Here is a 15091-nt window from a genome sequence, read left to right on the forward strand (position 1 = left end):
CGTCTGGCCGAACGAAGATAACCCCAGTCTCTACATGGGCGGCCAACGTGGGTTAGCCTTCCAGGCTGACGCAGCGCGAGCGGCGCCTTCGAACGGCCCATCAACGCCACAAAACGCAGCCCCGGACTCCCAAGGCGATACGATACTTCCCTCATTCGTGACCAATCGCGGTTGAACTCATCGAATTCCTTCTTTATCCGTGCAATCCGTGTTATCCGTGGTCAAGAATCCAGATCGCGGCCAAACGCCGCGCTGAGTCCATTCGCGCTCACTTCCAGTTCAAACAAATCTTTTGTGTTCTCTGTGCCCTTTGTGGCTCCTGATCCAATCCCCCCGCGCATCAACCCCGCATCCCGACCCGGATCCATTCCATACACTTTGGCGTGGCCCCCTTCAAAGACTTCTTCTCTTCGCGCCCTTGTGGTGATCCCTTCTTCGGTCGCGGCCAGCGGTTGCTCAAAGGAATCCGCGCCACGCTCCATTAACGTCCCGACCGCCGGACAACAATTCCCGGTCACTTTCGACAGAGCCGCCGTGGATCCAAAATCTCCGCAATCCTTCAACGCCCGCCGACGTGGCTTGGCCTTCCAGGCGGACGCGGGGCGCCGCCCGGATCCGGCGAGGCTCGTCGGGCCTGAAATCGCTCGCCGTGAATTTCCCCTGCGCCACCCGTTAAGGATGAAAGGCCGGCTGCTTCGCAACCGGTACACAGCCGGGACGGCTGTGCCACGTTCTTTGCACGCTTCACCTGGGTTTCTAAGAGTACCTTTCAAGGAATGTGGCACAGGTCGACGACGCGCCGTGGTGGGCGTCCCGCCTGTGTGTATTTTCGGCGCAGCCTGGAGGCTGGTCTGGCGGGCGGCGGGGGTGCTATAAGTGGCGGTATCGACTGAACATCATTTACTGGAGCGCGAATCCATGCTGAACGGGCTGCTTTCGTTACTTTTACTCGCCCCATTCTCCGGGGCGGGAATCGAGATTCATGCGGACTATCCGGGAGCGAATATTGCCGTGGCGCGCCACGAGGACGATACCGTTTACCTGTCCCAGGAATTGCGGGACACGTCCGGGTGGTGGTTCTACTGGAATTTCGGCGCGGATGGCGCGCCGGGCGAGACCGTAACGTTCCGCTTCACCGACGGGAACGTCATCGGGACCCGGGGGCCGGCGATCAGCACGGACGCGGGGGCCACGTGGCGCTGGCTCGGCACGGACACGGTGGAAAAGACCGAGGACGGCGTGTTGTTCCGCTACACGTTCGATGGGACCGCGCCGTCCGTCCGGTTCGCGTTTGCGCCGCCCTACCAGGCCGCCGATCTCGATCGCTTTCTCGCGCGGCAGGCGGCGGGCGCGCATCTCGCGGTGGAGACGCTGTGTGAAAGCGAGAAGGGGCGTCCCGTACCCCGGGTGCGCATCGGGCGCCTGGACGGCGGGGCCGAACACCGGCTCCTGCTGACGGCGCGGCACCACAGCTGCGAATCGATGGCGAGCTACGTGCTGGAAGGCCTGATGGCGGCCCTGCTCGGGGACGGCGAGGACGCGGCCTGGTTCCGGGCGAACGCCGAGGCCCTGGTAATACCGATGGTGGATATGGACGGCGTAGAGGACGGCGACCAAGGGAAGAACCGCATTCCCCGGGATCACGGGCGCGACTACCAGGGCGATAGCATCTACAAAAGCACGCGCGCGATCCGCGAGACGGCCCCGGGGTGGTCCGAGGGAAGGCTTCGACTCGTGATGGACTTCCATTGTCCGCATATCCGCGGGGGCGATAACGAGCGGATCTACCAGGTGGGGCGTTCGGATCCGGCGCATTGGGCGGAACAGCAGCGTTTCGCGGGTCTTTTGGCCGGACAACCGAACCTGCCGCTCCCCTATGCGGCGTCCAACGACCTGCCGTTCGGGGAAAGCTGGAACCAACCGAGTAATTATACGGCGGGCGCGGGGATCTTTCAGTGGGCGGCGGGCCTGGACGGGGTACGCTGCGCGACGGCGTTCGAGATCCCGTATGCAAACGCGGGCGAGGCCACGATCACGCCGGACAATGCGCGGGCCTTCGGCGCGGCGATGATCCCGGCGATTCGCGCGTGGCTGGAGTGAGTTGGCTTCAGGCTGTAGGCTTTAGGGTGGAGACTATGGGTTGGCGATTGTTTGGGGGTTGGGGCGATTGTGGCGTGTGGATGCGGTATACTCTCGGCTTGTGATTGTCGTTTCAGAAAACGCAATACTTCAGCCGTCTGAAGTAAGGCGTTCGCCGATACGAGATGCCTTCATTACACCGGATGTATTCGTCATTCCCGCGAAGGCGGGAATCCAGAGGGTTTGCGAGGGTAGCGTTGCAAGGTCTCTGGATCCCCACTTTCGGGGCTGTCGGTTTAACTGATGCGGACGCCTCAAAACCTACAAGTTTGTGCTACTGTCTTACAGCGTCATTCCCGCGAAAGCGGGAATCCAGTGGAATTCGGAGGTTTGTGCGATCGCGTTGCTGGATCCCCGCGTTCGCGGGGATGACGGATCGGCTCATTCCTTCCATAGTGTAGGGTGAGTTAAGTAAACCGACAGCCCCTTTCGTGGGGATGACGGTTTTCGAGCACGGAGAGCCGCCACCGTCGGGTGCGACGAGGGTGACTACTTCAGACGGCTAAAGAATTACCAGAAAACCAACCTGTTGAGGCTCCATGAAATTCCGCTGGATGCATATACTGATCGGCGCGGTAGCCGCCGCGTTGCTGGTGGCGATCGCCACGCAGCTCCCGTATATCGAGTTCAATCCGCCGACGCGCTCGCTGATTCCGCCGAAGGGCAAATACGATGTCCGCATTCTGCGCGACACCTACGGCGTGCCGCATATCTACGGTAAGACGGACGCGGATTGCGCGTACGGGCTGGCGTACGCGCACGCGGAAGACGATTTCGCAACGATCCAGGAGGCCCTCTACCTGTCGCGGGGGAAACTCGCCCTCTTGCAGGGCCGGGAGTCCGCGCCGATGGATTACCTGGTGCAGTTGTTCCGCCACCGCGAAATCGTGGCGGAAAAGTATGCGACCGACCTGAGCCCAGAGGTGCGGGCGCTTTGCGAGGCCTACGCGGACGGTTTCAACCACTACGCGGCGCTGCACCCGGAGGAGGTCGTTCCAGGCATCCTCCCGGCCACCGGGCTGGATATCGTGGCGGGCTTCGTGATCAAGGTTCCGTTCTTCTTCGGTCTCGACCGCGAGTTGGAACGTATCTACGAGACCCGGCGCCATTCGCCGGTTTCGGAGCGTGTGGCGCGCGCGGAAGATGCGGATTTCAGCCTGACGAACGGGCTCCCCACGGGTTCGAACGCCTTTGCCATCGCGCCGGGCCGGACACCGGACGGAAAGACGCACCTGGCGATCAACTCACACCAGCCGTGGACCGGCCCGGTGTCCTGGTACGAGGCGCGCCTGAAGAGCGAGGAGGGCCTGGACATCACCGGCGGCGTGTTTCCCGGCACCCCGGTCATCCTGCACGGGCACAACCGCGATCTGGGCTGGGCGCACACCGTGAACAGCCCGGACCTTGTGGACGTGTACGTGCTGGAGATGAATCCGGACAATCCGAACGAATACCGCTTCGATGGCGAATGGCGGGAACTGGAAGCAGCCACCGCCGTGCTGCCCGTGAATCTGTTCGGCGGCTTCGTGTGGAAGGTGACACGCGAGATGCTCTATTCCGTGCACGGGCCGGTGGTGCGGCGTCCGCACGGGGTATACGCGGTGCGCTACGCGGGCCACGGCGACATCCGCCAGGTGGAGCAGTGGTTCCGGATGGGCAAGGCGCGCAATCTGGAGGAATTCGAATCGGCCATGGCGATGCAGGCGCTCCCGTCGTTCAACGTGGCGTACGCGGATCGCGCGGGAAACATCCAGTACCGCTACAACGCGCGTATACCGAAGCGAACGCCGGGCTACGATTACCAACAGTACCTGCCCGGGAATACGTCCGAGACGCTCTGGGAGGACTACCTGCCCTTCGAACAATTGCCGGTGGTGTTGAATCCGGCGGCGGGCTTCGTGGCGAATGCAAACGGGACGCCGTTCCGCGCAACCCTCGATCCGGACAACCCGGACCCCGCGAGCGTCCCGGAGACGGCGGGCATCGAGGGCGTGGATGAGATTACCCACCGCCAGATCCGGCTGCTGGAACTGCTGGGCGGCGACGATTCAATCACGGAAGAGGAGTTTTTCGCGTACAAGTTCGACCAGGCCTACCCGCGGGATTCCCGGGTGAGCGCCATCCTCGGCCAGGTGTTTGCCGAACCCGAGCCCTCGGATCCGCTCCTTAAGGAGGCGGTGGCCGTGCTGAAGCGCTGGGACTACAACACGAACGCCGAAAACACCAGCGCGGCGATCGCCTGTCTCTTTCTGCGGGACACGGCGGGCCTCCAGGCGCCGGAACGAAGCGGTGCGGAGTTGCTGGAAATCCTCGGCGAAAAGGCCGCGATGCTGCACGGGGCTTTCGGTCGGCTCGACCCGGCGTGGTCGGAGGTGAACCGCCTCGTGCGCGGGGAGGTCAACCTGGGGCTTGGCGGCGGTCCCGACGTGCTCAACGCGGTGGAGGGCCGCTGGAATGGCCGGCGCCTGGAAGGCCGAGCGGGCGATTGCTACCTGCTGATGGTCACGTGGGACCCGGATGGCCAGGTGCGATCGCGCAGCCTGCACCAGTTCGGCACGGCCAGCACGCGCCCGGACTCGCCGCACTACGCGGACCAGGCGCCGCTCTTCGCCGCGCGCGAGACCAAGCCGGTGTGGCTGGACGAAGCGGAGCTGCGGCGGAACCTGTCGCGCGAGTACGCGCCCGGCTACGAGCCGCGTCAGATTGAAGGGAGCGCGCCGCGGATGGAGGATTTTGAGTAGTGACCGGTTCAAGTCCACGAACGCGGTCATCCCGATGGGGATTTGTGAGGCGCGCAGTTGCTATACTGGGATTGCAGGTTGCGAATCGGAGCGAATACGATGGGCTATAGCGGACATGTGGAATCCGGCAAGGTGGTTTTTGACGAGCCAACCGAGCTTGCCGACGGAACCCGCGTGCGGATCGAGATCGTTGCGGGCTCCACGAGCGAGGCGTTCGGGGATGCCTGCCCGTCACTCGCGGATCAGTTGAGCGCATTCATCGGTCGGGCCGAGAATCTACCCGAGGATTGGGCCGAAAACCACGATGCCTACCTCAGGAACGAGCATTCCTCGTGAATCCTGTCTTCGTGGACACGTCGTTCTATCAGGCCATTCTAAACCCGCGCGACCACTGGCACGCGCTCGCGCTTGAGCGGTCCAGACAATACAAGGGACCCACGATTACGTCGGAATACGTTCTCTGTGAACTCGGCGCCCTCATGTCAGCGCCCCCACTCCGCCGCCTGTTCGCCGAGTTCGTTCAAGCGCTCCATTCATCAGAGCACGTCGAGATCGTTCCGGCTTCCTCGCGGGAATTCAGCGCCGGATTTGCCCTGTTTTCGTCGCGCCTGGACAAGCACTGGTCCCTGACGGACTGCATCTCGTTCGCCATCATGGAGGAACGAAAGATACACGCGGCACTGACATTTGACCGCCATTTCGAGCAGGCCGGATTTCGCCTCGCCTGACCCATCAGCCGATTGCCGAACGATCATCTCACGCGGTACCCGCCGGTGTAATGCTGCATGGCTTCCGGAATGTGGCGCTGGATGTCCGCGATGCGGGTTTCGCCGGAGGGGTGGGTCGACAGGAATTCCGGCGCCTTCTTGCCCGCCCCGCTGAAGCGCTCCCAGAACTCCACCGCCTTGCGCGGGTCGTAGCCGGCTTTGGCCATCAGCGTAAGCCCGATGCGATCCGCCTCGGATTCGCGGGCGCGGTTGAACGGCAGGGCGACGCCCAGGTTCGTCGTGAGCCCGAAGGCCTGGCCCGCGAGCTCCCGCGTTCGCGCGGGCTGGGTCGCCATGGCTTCCGACAACGTGGCCGCGCCCAGTTCCAGCAGCAACATCTGGCTCACCCGCTCATTCGAGTGGCGCGCGATGGCGTGGGCAATTTCGTGGCCCATTACCGTCGCGATGCCGTCCTCGTCCTTCGTGTACTCGAAAATCCCGCTGTAAAAAACGATCTTCCCCCCCGGGAGGCAGGTCGCGTTCGCGATCTCGTCGTTGTCGATGACGCTGAACTCCCACTGGTACACGTCGGTGGGCAAGTTATTGGCCCGGAGGAAATCCATCGTCGCCGCGGCCAGCCGCTCGCCAACACGGCGCACCGGCTCCACATCGCCGGGCTTCGTGCTGAGGGGGTATTCCTTCAACTGCTCCTGGTAGGCCTGCTGGCCCAGCTGCACCATCTGCGATTCCGGCAGGAAATTGATCTGCGTGCGGTTCGTCAGCGGGACGGTGGCGCAGGAGGCGAGACCAAGACCAGACGCCGCCAGGCATAACCCGATCGCGAGACGCCGAAGTGAATTCATGTGAAACATGCCTTAAGACTCCATATCGGTGTGGCCGGCGCCCCGGAGCGGGCCGATCCGCAATTCATCACCGTGACGCCGCCTGGTTGCGCGGCAACAGTCCGCCCGGGCGGACACGATACTGGACGTTATATTGCGCGCCCTTATTCTACCGGGTTTCACCCGAGTTGTCATGCCGGGCCGCCGAACGCCCAAACGCGCTCCCGCCAATCAGCGTGGATCGCGCGGTTTGTCCGCTTCAGTCGAACACGATGGTGCGCTCGCGGTAGACCATGATCCGGGAATCGAGGTGGGCCTTTACGGCGGCGGCGAGGACCTGCTTCTCGATGTCCCGGCCCATGGTGACGAGGTCGGCGACGCTGTGGCTGTGGTTCACGGGGATGCTGGCCTGTTCGATGATGGGGCCCATGTCGAGGTCGGCGGTGACGTAGTGGCTCGTGGCGCCGATGAGCTTCACGCCGCGCGCGTAGGCCTGGTGGTAGGGGCGCGCGCCCTGGAAGGCCGGTAGGAAGCCGTGGTGCACGTTGATGATGCGGTTCTTGAACGGGTCCACCAGGGCCGGCGTCAGGACTTGCATGTAGCGCGCGAGCACCACCAGGTCGATACCGCGATCGCGGAAGATGTCCAGGATATTCGCTTCAGCTTCGGCCTTGCGGTCCTTTTCGACGGGGACGTGGGCAAAGGGGACGCCGAAATGTTCCGCGGCGCCCTGTAGATCGGGATGGTTGCTGATGACGATTTCGATATCCCCGGCGAGCTCACTGTACTGGTTGCGCAGGAGGAGGTCGTAGAGGCAATGATCGTAGCGGGAAACGAGGATGGCGACCTTTGCGCGCTCGGTTGCATAGCGGACGGCGCAGGTCATGTCGAAGGGTTTCGCGAGGTCGTTCAGGCGCGCGCGGAGATCCGATGGCGAGAGGGAGAGGTCCGCCGTATCGAAGTGGACCCGCATGAAAAAGCGGTTATCGATCTCCTCCCGGTGTTGCTGCGCGTCGATAATGTTGCCGCCGTTTTCGTAGATGAACCGGGAGACTTCATACACGATGCCCTTGGTGTCGGGGCAATGCAGCAGCAGGGTGGCGGTGACGTCCATGGGTACGGCTCCGAGTTCAGGCGCGAGTCTATACGAAAATCTCGAAAAAATCCGCTGTTTTGCAAACCAATTACCGGCGGCGCGGCGGACGGAACTACCGGTAGAAAAGTCATTGACAGATCGCCGCCCCTCCTCTATTCTAAAGCATCTTGCGCAGCGGATTGGGCCGCGGCGCGGGCAGTGGTCGGCTTTTCGATATCATATCGCAATGGAGAGGCATCTTTATATGAAGCGCAAGGGATTCACATTGATTGAACTGCTGGTGGTCATCGCCATCATTGGCATCCTGGCGGCCATCCTGCTTCCGGCGCTCGCGCGGGCGCGCGAGGCGGCGCGGAGGGCGACCTGCCAGAACAACCTGAAGCAGATGGGGCTCATGTGCAAAATGTACGCAAATGAGTCCCGGGGCGAAACCTTTCCTCCGAAATCGGTGGACTTCGGGAACTTCTTCTTCTCGATGGAAGCGATGTACCCGGAGTACCTGACCGATCTGAGCGTCATCTTCTGCCCTTCGGACACCGAGAGCAATACGGACCGCTTCATCGGTCAAGGCGGGGAGTGGCGCGACCCGGCGGGCAACCTGGCGACGGAATTGATGGACGGGGATTGGTCAACGGGCATCTACACGCCCGGTATTCCCGGGGTGCAGCCCGCCTCGAACAGCACGTCGGACCGCTCCTATATCTACCTGGGCTACGCGATCAAGGACAACGCGGTCATCTCGCCGTTTACCGATGGGGGCGCGCGCGGCATCTTCGCATTCTTCACCACGGTAAACATCACCCCGTACATCACGGCGTATCTTTCGGCGAATGTGGCGGGCTTGCAGGCGGTGAAGGATTCGCTCGAGCGGAACCACACGTTCCAGCACGTGGGCAACAGCAAGTATGCGCCGGGCGAAATAGTGAACCTGTACCGCTTCCGCGAGGGCATCGAACGGTTCTTCATTACCGATATCAACAACCCGGGCGCCTCGGCAAAGGCGCAGTCGGAGCTGGCCACGATCTGGGACGTCGTGGGCGAGTCGGTCTCGATCTACAACCACGTGCCCGGCGGCGCCAATGTGCTGTTTATGGACGGACACGTAGAATTTCAGTTGTACCGGGCGAACGGCGCGACGATCGCGAGCCCGATTGGCGCGGGCGGCGAGAATGACCAGTTCCCGACGAGCACGGCCTGGGCCAAGCTGACGACCGCGGGCCAGTAAGAGCCGCAATTGATCCTCAAGGTAACCACGCCCCCCGGCGAAATTGGCGGGGGGCGTTTCTTTTTGCCCGCGAATACGGCGAAATGCCGATTCTGACGTGGGCCGCGCAGTACGGGTTTCCATCTTCCGCGCCGGGCGTGGAATAATACCGCCCTCTCGGCAATTCCCCCACCTTGAAAGGGCGATCATGTCACGGCTGCTTCAGAATCAGGTTGCAATCATTACGGGCGCGGGCCGGGGCATTGGCGCGGCGGCCGCGCGGCTCCTGGCGGAACAGGGCGCCGCCGTGATCGCCAGCGATCGGGACGCGGGCCCGCTGGCGGAAACCGTGGCCGCTATCGAGGCGGCGGGCGGCGCGGCGCGTGCCGTCGCGGGCGACATCACGGATCCCGCCTTTCCCGAGGCGCTGATCGGGGCGGCGCTGGAGGCGTTCGGCGGGCTGCACATTCTGGTGAACAACGCCGGATACACCTGGGACGGCATGCTGCACAAAATGTCGGACAAGCAGTGGGAGGCCATGCTCGCGGTGCACAACACGGCGCCGTTTCGCCTCGTGCGCGCCGCCGCCCCGTTCATGCGGGACGCCGCAAAACAGGAACAAGCCGCCGGGGAACGCCCTGCCCCCCGCTGTATCATCAATGTCTCATCCACCTCCGGGCTGCACGGCAACGTGGGGCAACTCAACTACGCCACGGCGAAGATGGGCCTGGTGGGGTTCACCAAGACGGTCGCGAAGGAATGGGGGCCGTTCAACATCCGGTGCAACGCGGTGGCGTTTGGCTATATCGAGACCCGGCTCACGCAGGCGAAGGAGTCGGGCGACTCCATTACGGTCGATGGCGAGGCAATCCAACTCGGCGTGCCGGGGCACATGCACGATCTGGTCAAGATGCTGATTCCGATGGGGCGCACGGGGACGGTGGAGGAGGCGGCGGGCGGGATTCTCCTGCTGGCGTCACCGTGGGCCGGGTATATCAATGGACACACGCTGGAAGTAACGGGCGGCATGGGCATATAGAGGCGCATGGGACGGCAGGCGCGGGATTTCCTGGGAATTTTTCCGCGCGCAAAATCACCGCCCGGCGGCGAGGCGCAGGGTCACCCCGGTATCGGCGCCGCCGGCCAATTCCACGCGCAGCGGGCCGCTCGCCTCGTCATGGCGCACGAGAATCGCAATGGTCGACGGGCCCTGCGGGAGTTCGAGCGCGCCCAGGGCGTCGGAAGAAACCAGCGCGCCATTGAGATAAACTTCGAGGCCCTCGGCGGACGGCAGGGTCAAACTGAGGGATCCGGCGCGGGTGGCCTCCAGGTGAAACCGAGCGGCGCTGTAGCCCTCGTTGTGCCAGTAGCGGTGGTTCAGGACGGGCATCTCCGATTCGGGCAGGTCGCCGGCGACCGTGCTGTAGGCGGGCATCCAGGTCAGGTCCTGGTGGTCCTTCGCGACGATCTCCGGGCCATCCTGATACAGGCGCTCGAGGCCCTCGGGCGTCAATTGGAGCACGTCCCACGCGCGGACGACCCGCCCGGCGCCGAGCGACCACTCGGGGACCCGGCCGAGCGCGGACATGAAGCTGACGAGGTCCGCGATCTCGCTTTCGAGGAGGCCATCGACAAGCCCGCCCGGCATCAGGGACTGACCCTCGGAAATGGAATCAATGTTGTCGCGGTAGATGGTGCGTTCGCCGGATACGTCGCGCAGCACGAGGGTGGTGTCGTTTTCGCTTACCTTCACGCCGCTGAACGTCTCGAAGTCGGCGGTCTCGACCACAATGGAGTGGTACCCCTCCTTGACGGCCTTGCCGGGAAACAGCAGCGACTCCACGAGGTAATCGGCCTGGGCGCTGCCGCCGATGCTGGAGAGGTCGGGGCCGAGGAGGCCGCCCGCGCCGCCGATCGCGTGGCATTGGGCGCAGGCCAGGTTGCGGTAGAGCGTTTCGCCCCGCGCGGGATCGCCGCTCTGCCGGGTGAGCTCCACCAGGCGCGCGACAGCGGCGGCGTCCCACGCTTCGGTCAGCGCGTCCAAATCACCGGCGGTGCGCACCGCCGCAATGAGTTCCTGCACCTGGCGCTGGGCGTCGGTGAGTTTTGCGGCATCCGGCGAGGCTTCATCGCCGCGCCAGGCGCTTTCGGATCCCGCGCGCCCGGAACCGCGAATGACGCGTTCGGCCTGCTTGGCGGTGTCTACGGTGAGGGTCTTGCCTTCGAGCGCGGCGGCCAGCGCGGGCACGGCCGGCTGCTGCTTCAACACCGCGTCGATGAGCGTATTCACTTCGTCGAGATCGGTGCTGGAGACAAGAATGGCCGCCAGGGGCGCGGCGGCATCCGCGGGCGCCAGGGCGACCAGCGCACGGAGCGCCTCCACGCGTGTGGCCCGGTTCGGGTGCGTTTCCGCGAGGGCGCGCAGGCGCGCCTGGCTCGCTTCCCCGCCGAGCCCACGCAGGGCGTTGATGGCCGCACTTCGTAGCGCCGGGGCGGTGTCCCCATTGCCCAGCAGGCCGTCCAGCACGGGGCGGGCCTCCTCCACGCCCCAGGCGCCGGCCGCTTCGATGGCGCGCAGCTGAATATCACCGGTGGCCGACTGGGCAAGCGCCGCGACGCGATCGAGGCCGCTGGCGGGCTTCAGGCCCCGCGCGCGGCTTCCCTCGACGAGGGCCTGCCAGTGCGGCAGCGCGCCCGCATCGCCCTTTTCGAGGCGCGCGCACAGTTGCAGGGCCAGCGTGGCCGCCTGGGCGGCATCGCCGTGGGCGGCAACGAGGGCAACCGCCTGACCGGCCTGCTTTTCATCGAACTGGCCGCGCGCGAGCGCGTGGAGCAGCGGCGGAACGACTTCCGGACTCGCCACGGCGTCGAGCGCAAAGAGCAGGCGATCGGCGTTTTGCGTGAAGGCCGGATTCTCGCGGGCGACCTCGGGCAGCCAGTGGGCTTTCAACTCGCGCAAGGTCACCAGGAGCGCGTAGTCGAGGTAGCGGTCGCGCTCCAGGTCCCAGATGCCCAGGGCGGACAGCGCGGCGGCGCCGTCCGGGATGGATCCCAGCAGACGAACGGCCTCCAGGCGCACGCGCGGGTGCGGGTCCTGTGCGAGGGCCAGCGCGCGGTCCCGCCAGGCGTCGGCGGGCTGAAGCCGGGAAAACCAATGCGCCATGACGCGCACGGCGGCGGCGCGTATGCGGCCATCCTCCGCGGTGAGGGCGGCCTCCAGAACATCGGGGCGGACGGTGTTGAGCGTCTGCCAGGTCCACAAGGCCTCGAGGAGGCGCGTTTCGCGATCGGCGTCGCCGACGGCGGCCAACCACGCGTCGACGCGCGGCGCCACGGCGTCAAGGGGATACTGCTTGAGTTGCTGGCGCGCGTTCAGCCTGGTCCACTCTTCTTCCTTCAGCAGCAGGCTCAGGAGCCCGTCGATGGACGCGCCAACGATCTGCGGGCGCGGCACGAGGGGGCGTCCCTTGGCGGTCACGCGCCAGATGCGGCCGTGCTCGTGGTCGCGGCGGGGGTCGCGAAAGGCGACTTCGCCGTGCTGAATGATGGGGTTGTACCAGTCGGCGATATAGATTGCGCCGTCGGGGCCCATTTTCACATCCACCGGGCGGAAGGAGACATGCTGCGTCTTGATCAACTCGGGCTTTTCCTCGGCGGCGTAGGTCGAGCCGCTCTCGCTCACGACGAAGCGGCAGACGCGGTGGGCGCGGAAGTCATTGGTGATGTAGTTGCCGCGCAAGTCCTCGGGGAGGTGCTCACCGCTGAGGATTTCGAGGCCGCAGTGCTTGGGGCTGCCGGGGTTCATCCCGCTGAGGAAAGGCGTGATCCCGGAGATGAGAAAGGCGCTGCCGGGGAAAACGTGGTTGACGCCTTCGTGGTAGGCGCCGTCCGTGGCGAAGGACTGGCCCCAGCGGTCCTGGTGGTGGCCCCAGGGATTGACGAAGCCGCGCGCGAATACATTCAGCTCCAGGGTCTGGGGGTTCCATTGCCAGATCCCGCCGCCACCGAGGCGCTTGACGCCATAGGGCGTCTCAACGTGGCTGTGGATGTAGATCGACTGATTGATGTAGAGGAAGCCATCGACCCCCCAGCGCATGCTGTGGATGGTCTGGTGCGTGTCTTCCGTGCCGAAGCCGGAGAGGACCTGGCGGCGCTGATCGGCCCGGCCATCGCCGTCGGTGTCGGCGAGGTGCAGGACCTCCGTGCTGTTGCAAACATAGACCCCGCCATCGCCGGGCAGAATGCCGGTCGGGATGAAGAGGCCCTCCGCGAAGACGGTCGAGGTGTCCGCGACGCCGTCGCCATCCACATCTTCGAGGACGGTGATGGTGTCGGCCGGTTTCTCGCCCGGCGCGATGTGCGGATAGATGGAGCTGCCGGCGACCCAAAGGCGTCCCTGGGCGTCCCAGCTGATGGCGATCGGGTTGGCGACCATCGGCTCGGCGGCGAAGAGGTTCACTTCGAAGCCGTCGGCCACTTCGAATTGCGCGAGCTCTTCCTGGACGTTGGGCGCGGGAATGTCGTAGAGCGCGTCCTGGTTCTGCGCGCCGGCGGGCATGGCGGCGGCGGCGAGCGCGGCAATGGCGAATCGGCTAAGCGTGCGAAATGGCATGGCGGCGCATGCTCCTGACTTGGTGATTTTGGCGGGGACAGGCATGGTTCCTGGACTCGGACTTTCGTTATTCGGGACGATCCGCCCCGGGTGGATTTGCGGTAGCATACGCGTGATCGGTTCGGCTCACGGGGTCTCCACAATGCGCACCATGGTGTACTGCGCGGTCGGGAGCTGGCTGAGCTCGGCGATCTTCTTCTCCTCGGCTTCGATGAGCGGGTCGTACTGCGGAATTTCCGCGGCGTACTGGCCCTGCTCGTGCTTGCGGAACCCGAAGATGTAGGTCTCGTTCTGCGGGCGCCAACGGTTAAAGAAGAGCCGGTTCTTTTCCTTCACGACCGCGCGGAGTTCCTCGAAGCGGGCGACCTCCGGCAGACCGGCGAGCGGCACGCCGCGCTCCCACTGCTCCCGGGTGGCTTCGGCGACGATCTTCTCCCCCATCGCGAGACGGTAGCTCCCCACCTCCTGCGGGAAATAGCGGAGGACATGAAGGGATTCGGTGGCGGCAACCTCGGGTGCAATATCCGCCGGCAGCGGCGCGGTGAAAAAGACCTTCGGGTTCAACGTGAAGCCGGGCAGGCCTTCGGCCATGAAACGCGGCGCGTGATTTCCCAGGCCTTCGAGCACGGCCTGGGCGAAGATCCAGTAGCCGTACGGCGTGAGGTGCATGCCGTTGAACGTAATCGGGGCCACCGGGCGGACACCCGCAATGGCGGCGTCGAGATCGATATACCACCCCCCGCGATCGCCCGCGATCTCGGCGGCGGCGGCGGCGTAGCGCGCGATGTTGCGGTTCTGTTCGGCGGGATCCGGCAGCGGCGCGCCGAGCGCCTCGAGCTTCGCCGGCCCGAGGAAGACCAGCCGCGCCTCTGTATCCGCGATGGCGTCGAGGAGGCGGTTGTAGCCCGCCACGAAATCCGCCAGCCCGGCATCGCCCGCGAAGGACTCGTTCCGGCCGAATTCGAGCACGATGACGCCGGGTTTGGCGTCGCGCACCTGCTTCACGAGGCGCTCGAATCCCTCTTTCGCGGTGTCGAAGCCGGCGCGGGAATCGCCCCAGACCGTGTCGCCGCTCCAGGCCAGGTTGCGGAAGGTCAGGTTTTTGTCCGCAAAACGCGCGGTCAGCAGGGTTTCGAGGTAGCCGTCGTCCTGCTCCCTTTCGAGGAGCGTGGCGCCCAGGAACACCACGCGATCCCCGGCGCGGAATTCGAAGGGCGCGACGCCCGCCTGGGCATCGAATGGCCCGTATACCAGCCCCAGAAAAACCAGCCAGGCGGCTGCGGGGAAATGTCGGCTTGAAAACATGGTAATTGCGTCCCTACTGAGGTGAATTGCGTGAAATGGGCACGGCGCGACCGCGGTCCGTAGGAGGAGAAATGGCCGCGGCGGGGCTGCTCAACCCGAAAGAGGTTATAGTGTGCGGGCCGCCCGGGATGCAAGTTTTCAAGCCCTTCGGCGCCTGGGGGTGCAAAAACTGATGTGGCATCGCCGCAACCAAAGAATCGCGAACCGCAAATGGACACGAATGGACATAGTGCAGTCTCTGGCCGCAACCGAATAAACTTGAACCGCCAATGAACACGAATGAACGCGAATTGCGTGGTGGTTCAAGGCGCGGCGATGATGAATGTAGTGGGCTCGGGATTCCCGCTCTTCCGGCCCGAAGGGCCAATGCAGCTTCGAGCCCTGGGCAACGCCCCATAAGCGTTAACTTAAAAAGCTCCTTGCCCCAAGAGCGGTTTCAGCGCTT

10 protein-coding genes are annotated in these 15091 nt (G+C 64.6%); 6 read left to right on the forward strand and 4 right to left on the reverse strand.

Annotated features, from left to right (window positions below; translation table 11 throughout):
• Positions 1–918 precede the first annotated feature (918 nt).
• The 4 genes from KF886_25135 (at position 919) to KF886_25150 (ending at position 5608) form a co-directional block, all read left to right on the forward strand.
• Complete coding sequence (locus KF886_25135; protein MBX3180644.1) at positions 919–2100, forward strand: peptidase M14; 1182 nt, start codon at positions 919–921, stop codon at positions 2098–2100.
• Between the two features lie 593 nt (positions 2101–2693).
• The gene (locus KF886_25140; protein ID MBX3180645.1) at positions 2694–4880 is read left to right on the forward strand and encodes an acylase; all 2187 of its coding nucleotides are present in this window, start codon (positions 2694–2696) and stop codon (positions 4878–4880) included.
• Between the two features lie 99 nt (positions 4881–4979).
• Positions 4980–5216 carry a hypothetical protein gene (locus KF886_25145; protein MBX3180646.1) on the forward strand — a complete coding sequence of 79 codons (237 nt, stop codon included), beginning with the start codon at positions 4980–4982 and terminating at the stop codon, positions 5214–5216.
• Complete coding sequence (locus KF886_25150; protein ID MBX3180647.1) at positions 5213–5608, forward strand: type II toxin-antitoxin system VapC family toxin; 396 nt, start codon at positions 5213–5215, stop codon at positions 5606–5608. Before KF886_25145 ends, KF886_25150 begins: the two co-directional genes overlap by 4 nt.
• Positions 5609–5631: 23 nt before the next feature.
• On the opposite strand, the gene KF886_25155 is transcribed toward KF886_25150, so the two are convergent.
• Positions 5632–6450, reverse strand: coding sequence for a M48 family metallopeptidase (locus tag KF886_25155; GenBank protein MBX3180648.1), 819 nt, complete (start codon positions 6448–6450; stop codon positions 5632–5634).
• Positions 6451–6688: 238 nt separating this feature from the next.
• Positions 6689–7543 carry a formyltetrahydrofolate deformylase gene (purU, locus tag KF886_25160; protein ID MBX3180649.1) on the reverse strand — a complete coding sequence of 285 codons (855 nt, stop codon included), beginning with the start codon at positions 7541–7543 and terminating at the stop codon, positions 6689–6691.
• Positions 7544–8000: 457 nt separating this feature from the next.
• Between purU and KF886_25165 the strand changes: the two genes are divergently transcribed.
• Together KF886_25165 and KF886_25170 are read left to right on the forward strand one after the other, a co-directional pair.
• Complete coding sequence (locus KF886_25165) at positions 8001–8750, forward strand: hypothetical protein (protein MBX3180650.1); 750 nt, start codon at positions 8001–8003, stop codon at positions 8748–8750.
• Positions 8751–8937: 187 nt separating this feature from the next.
• Positions 8938–9768, forward strand: a complete 831-nt coding sequence (locus KF886_25170) for an SDR family oxidoreductase (protein MBX3180651.1) — start codon at positions 8938–8940, stop codon at positions 9766–9768.
• Positions 9769–9822: 54 nt separating this feature from the next.
• Here KF886_25170 and KF886_25175 read toward each other — a convergent pair whose 3' ends face one another.
• The gene (locus KF886_25175) at positions 9823–13341 is read right to left on the reverse strand and encodes a c-type cytochrome (GenBank protein MBX3180652.1); all 3519 of its coding nucleotides are present in this window, start codon (positions 13339–13341) and stop codon (positions 9823–9825) included.
• Between the two features lie 126 nt (positions 13342–13467).
• Positions 13468–14646, reverse strand: a complete 1179-nt coding sequence (locus KF886_25180) for a hypothetical protein (GenBank protein MBX3180653.1) — start codon at positions 14644–14646, stop codon at positions 13468–13470.
• Positions 14647–15091 lie beyond the last annotated feature (445 nt).

The organism is Candidatus Hydrogenedentota bacterium, assembly GCA_019637335.1.
Lineage (GTDB): Bacteria > Hydrogenedentota > Hydrogenedentia > Hydrogenedentales > JAEUWI01 > JAEUWI01.

Excerpts from the sequence above, each read along its gene's own strand:
- KF886_25175 (MBX3180652.1), bottom strand. The coding sequence starts at position 13,341 with ATGCCATTTCGCACGCTTAGCCGATTCGCCATTGCCGCGCTCGCCGCC.
- KF886_25140 (MBX3180645.1), top strand. The coding sequence starts at position 2,694 with ATGCATATACTGATCGGCGCGGTAGCCGCCGCGTTGCTGGTGGCGATC.
- KF886_25170 (MBX3180651.1), top strand. The coding sequence starts at position 8,938 with ATGTCACGGCTGCTTCAGAATCAGGTTGCAATCATTACGGGCGCGGGC.
- KF886_25165 (MBX3180650.1), top strand. The coding sequence starts at position 8,001 with ATGGAAGCGATGTACCCGGAGTACCTGACCGATCTGAGCGTCATCTTC.
- KF886_25145 (MBX3180646.1), top strand. The coding sequence starts at position 4,980 with ATGGGCTATAGCGGACATGTGGAATCCGGCAAGGTGGTTTTTGACGAG.
- KF886_25135 (MBX3180644.1), top strand. The coding sequence starts at position 919 with ATGCTGAACGGGCTGCTTTCGTTACTTTTACTCGCCCCATTCTCCGGG.
- KF886_25180 (MBX3180653.1), bottom strand. The coding sequence starts at position 14,646 with ATGTTTTCAAGCCGACATTTCCCCGCAGCCGCCTGGCTGGTTTTTCTG.
- KF886_25155 (MBX3180648.1), bottom strand. The coding sequence starts at position 6,450 with ATGAATTCACTTCGGCGTCTCGCGATCGGGTTATGCCTGGCGGCGTCT.
- purU (MBX3180649.1), bottom strand. The coding sequence starts at position 7,543 with ATGGACGTCACCGCCACCCTGCTGCTGCATTGCCCCGACACCAAGGGC.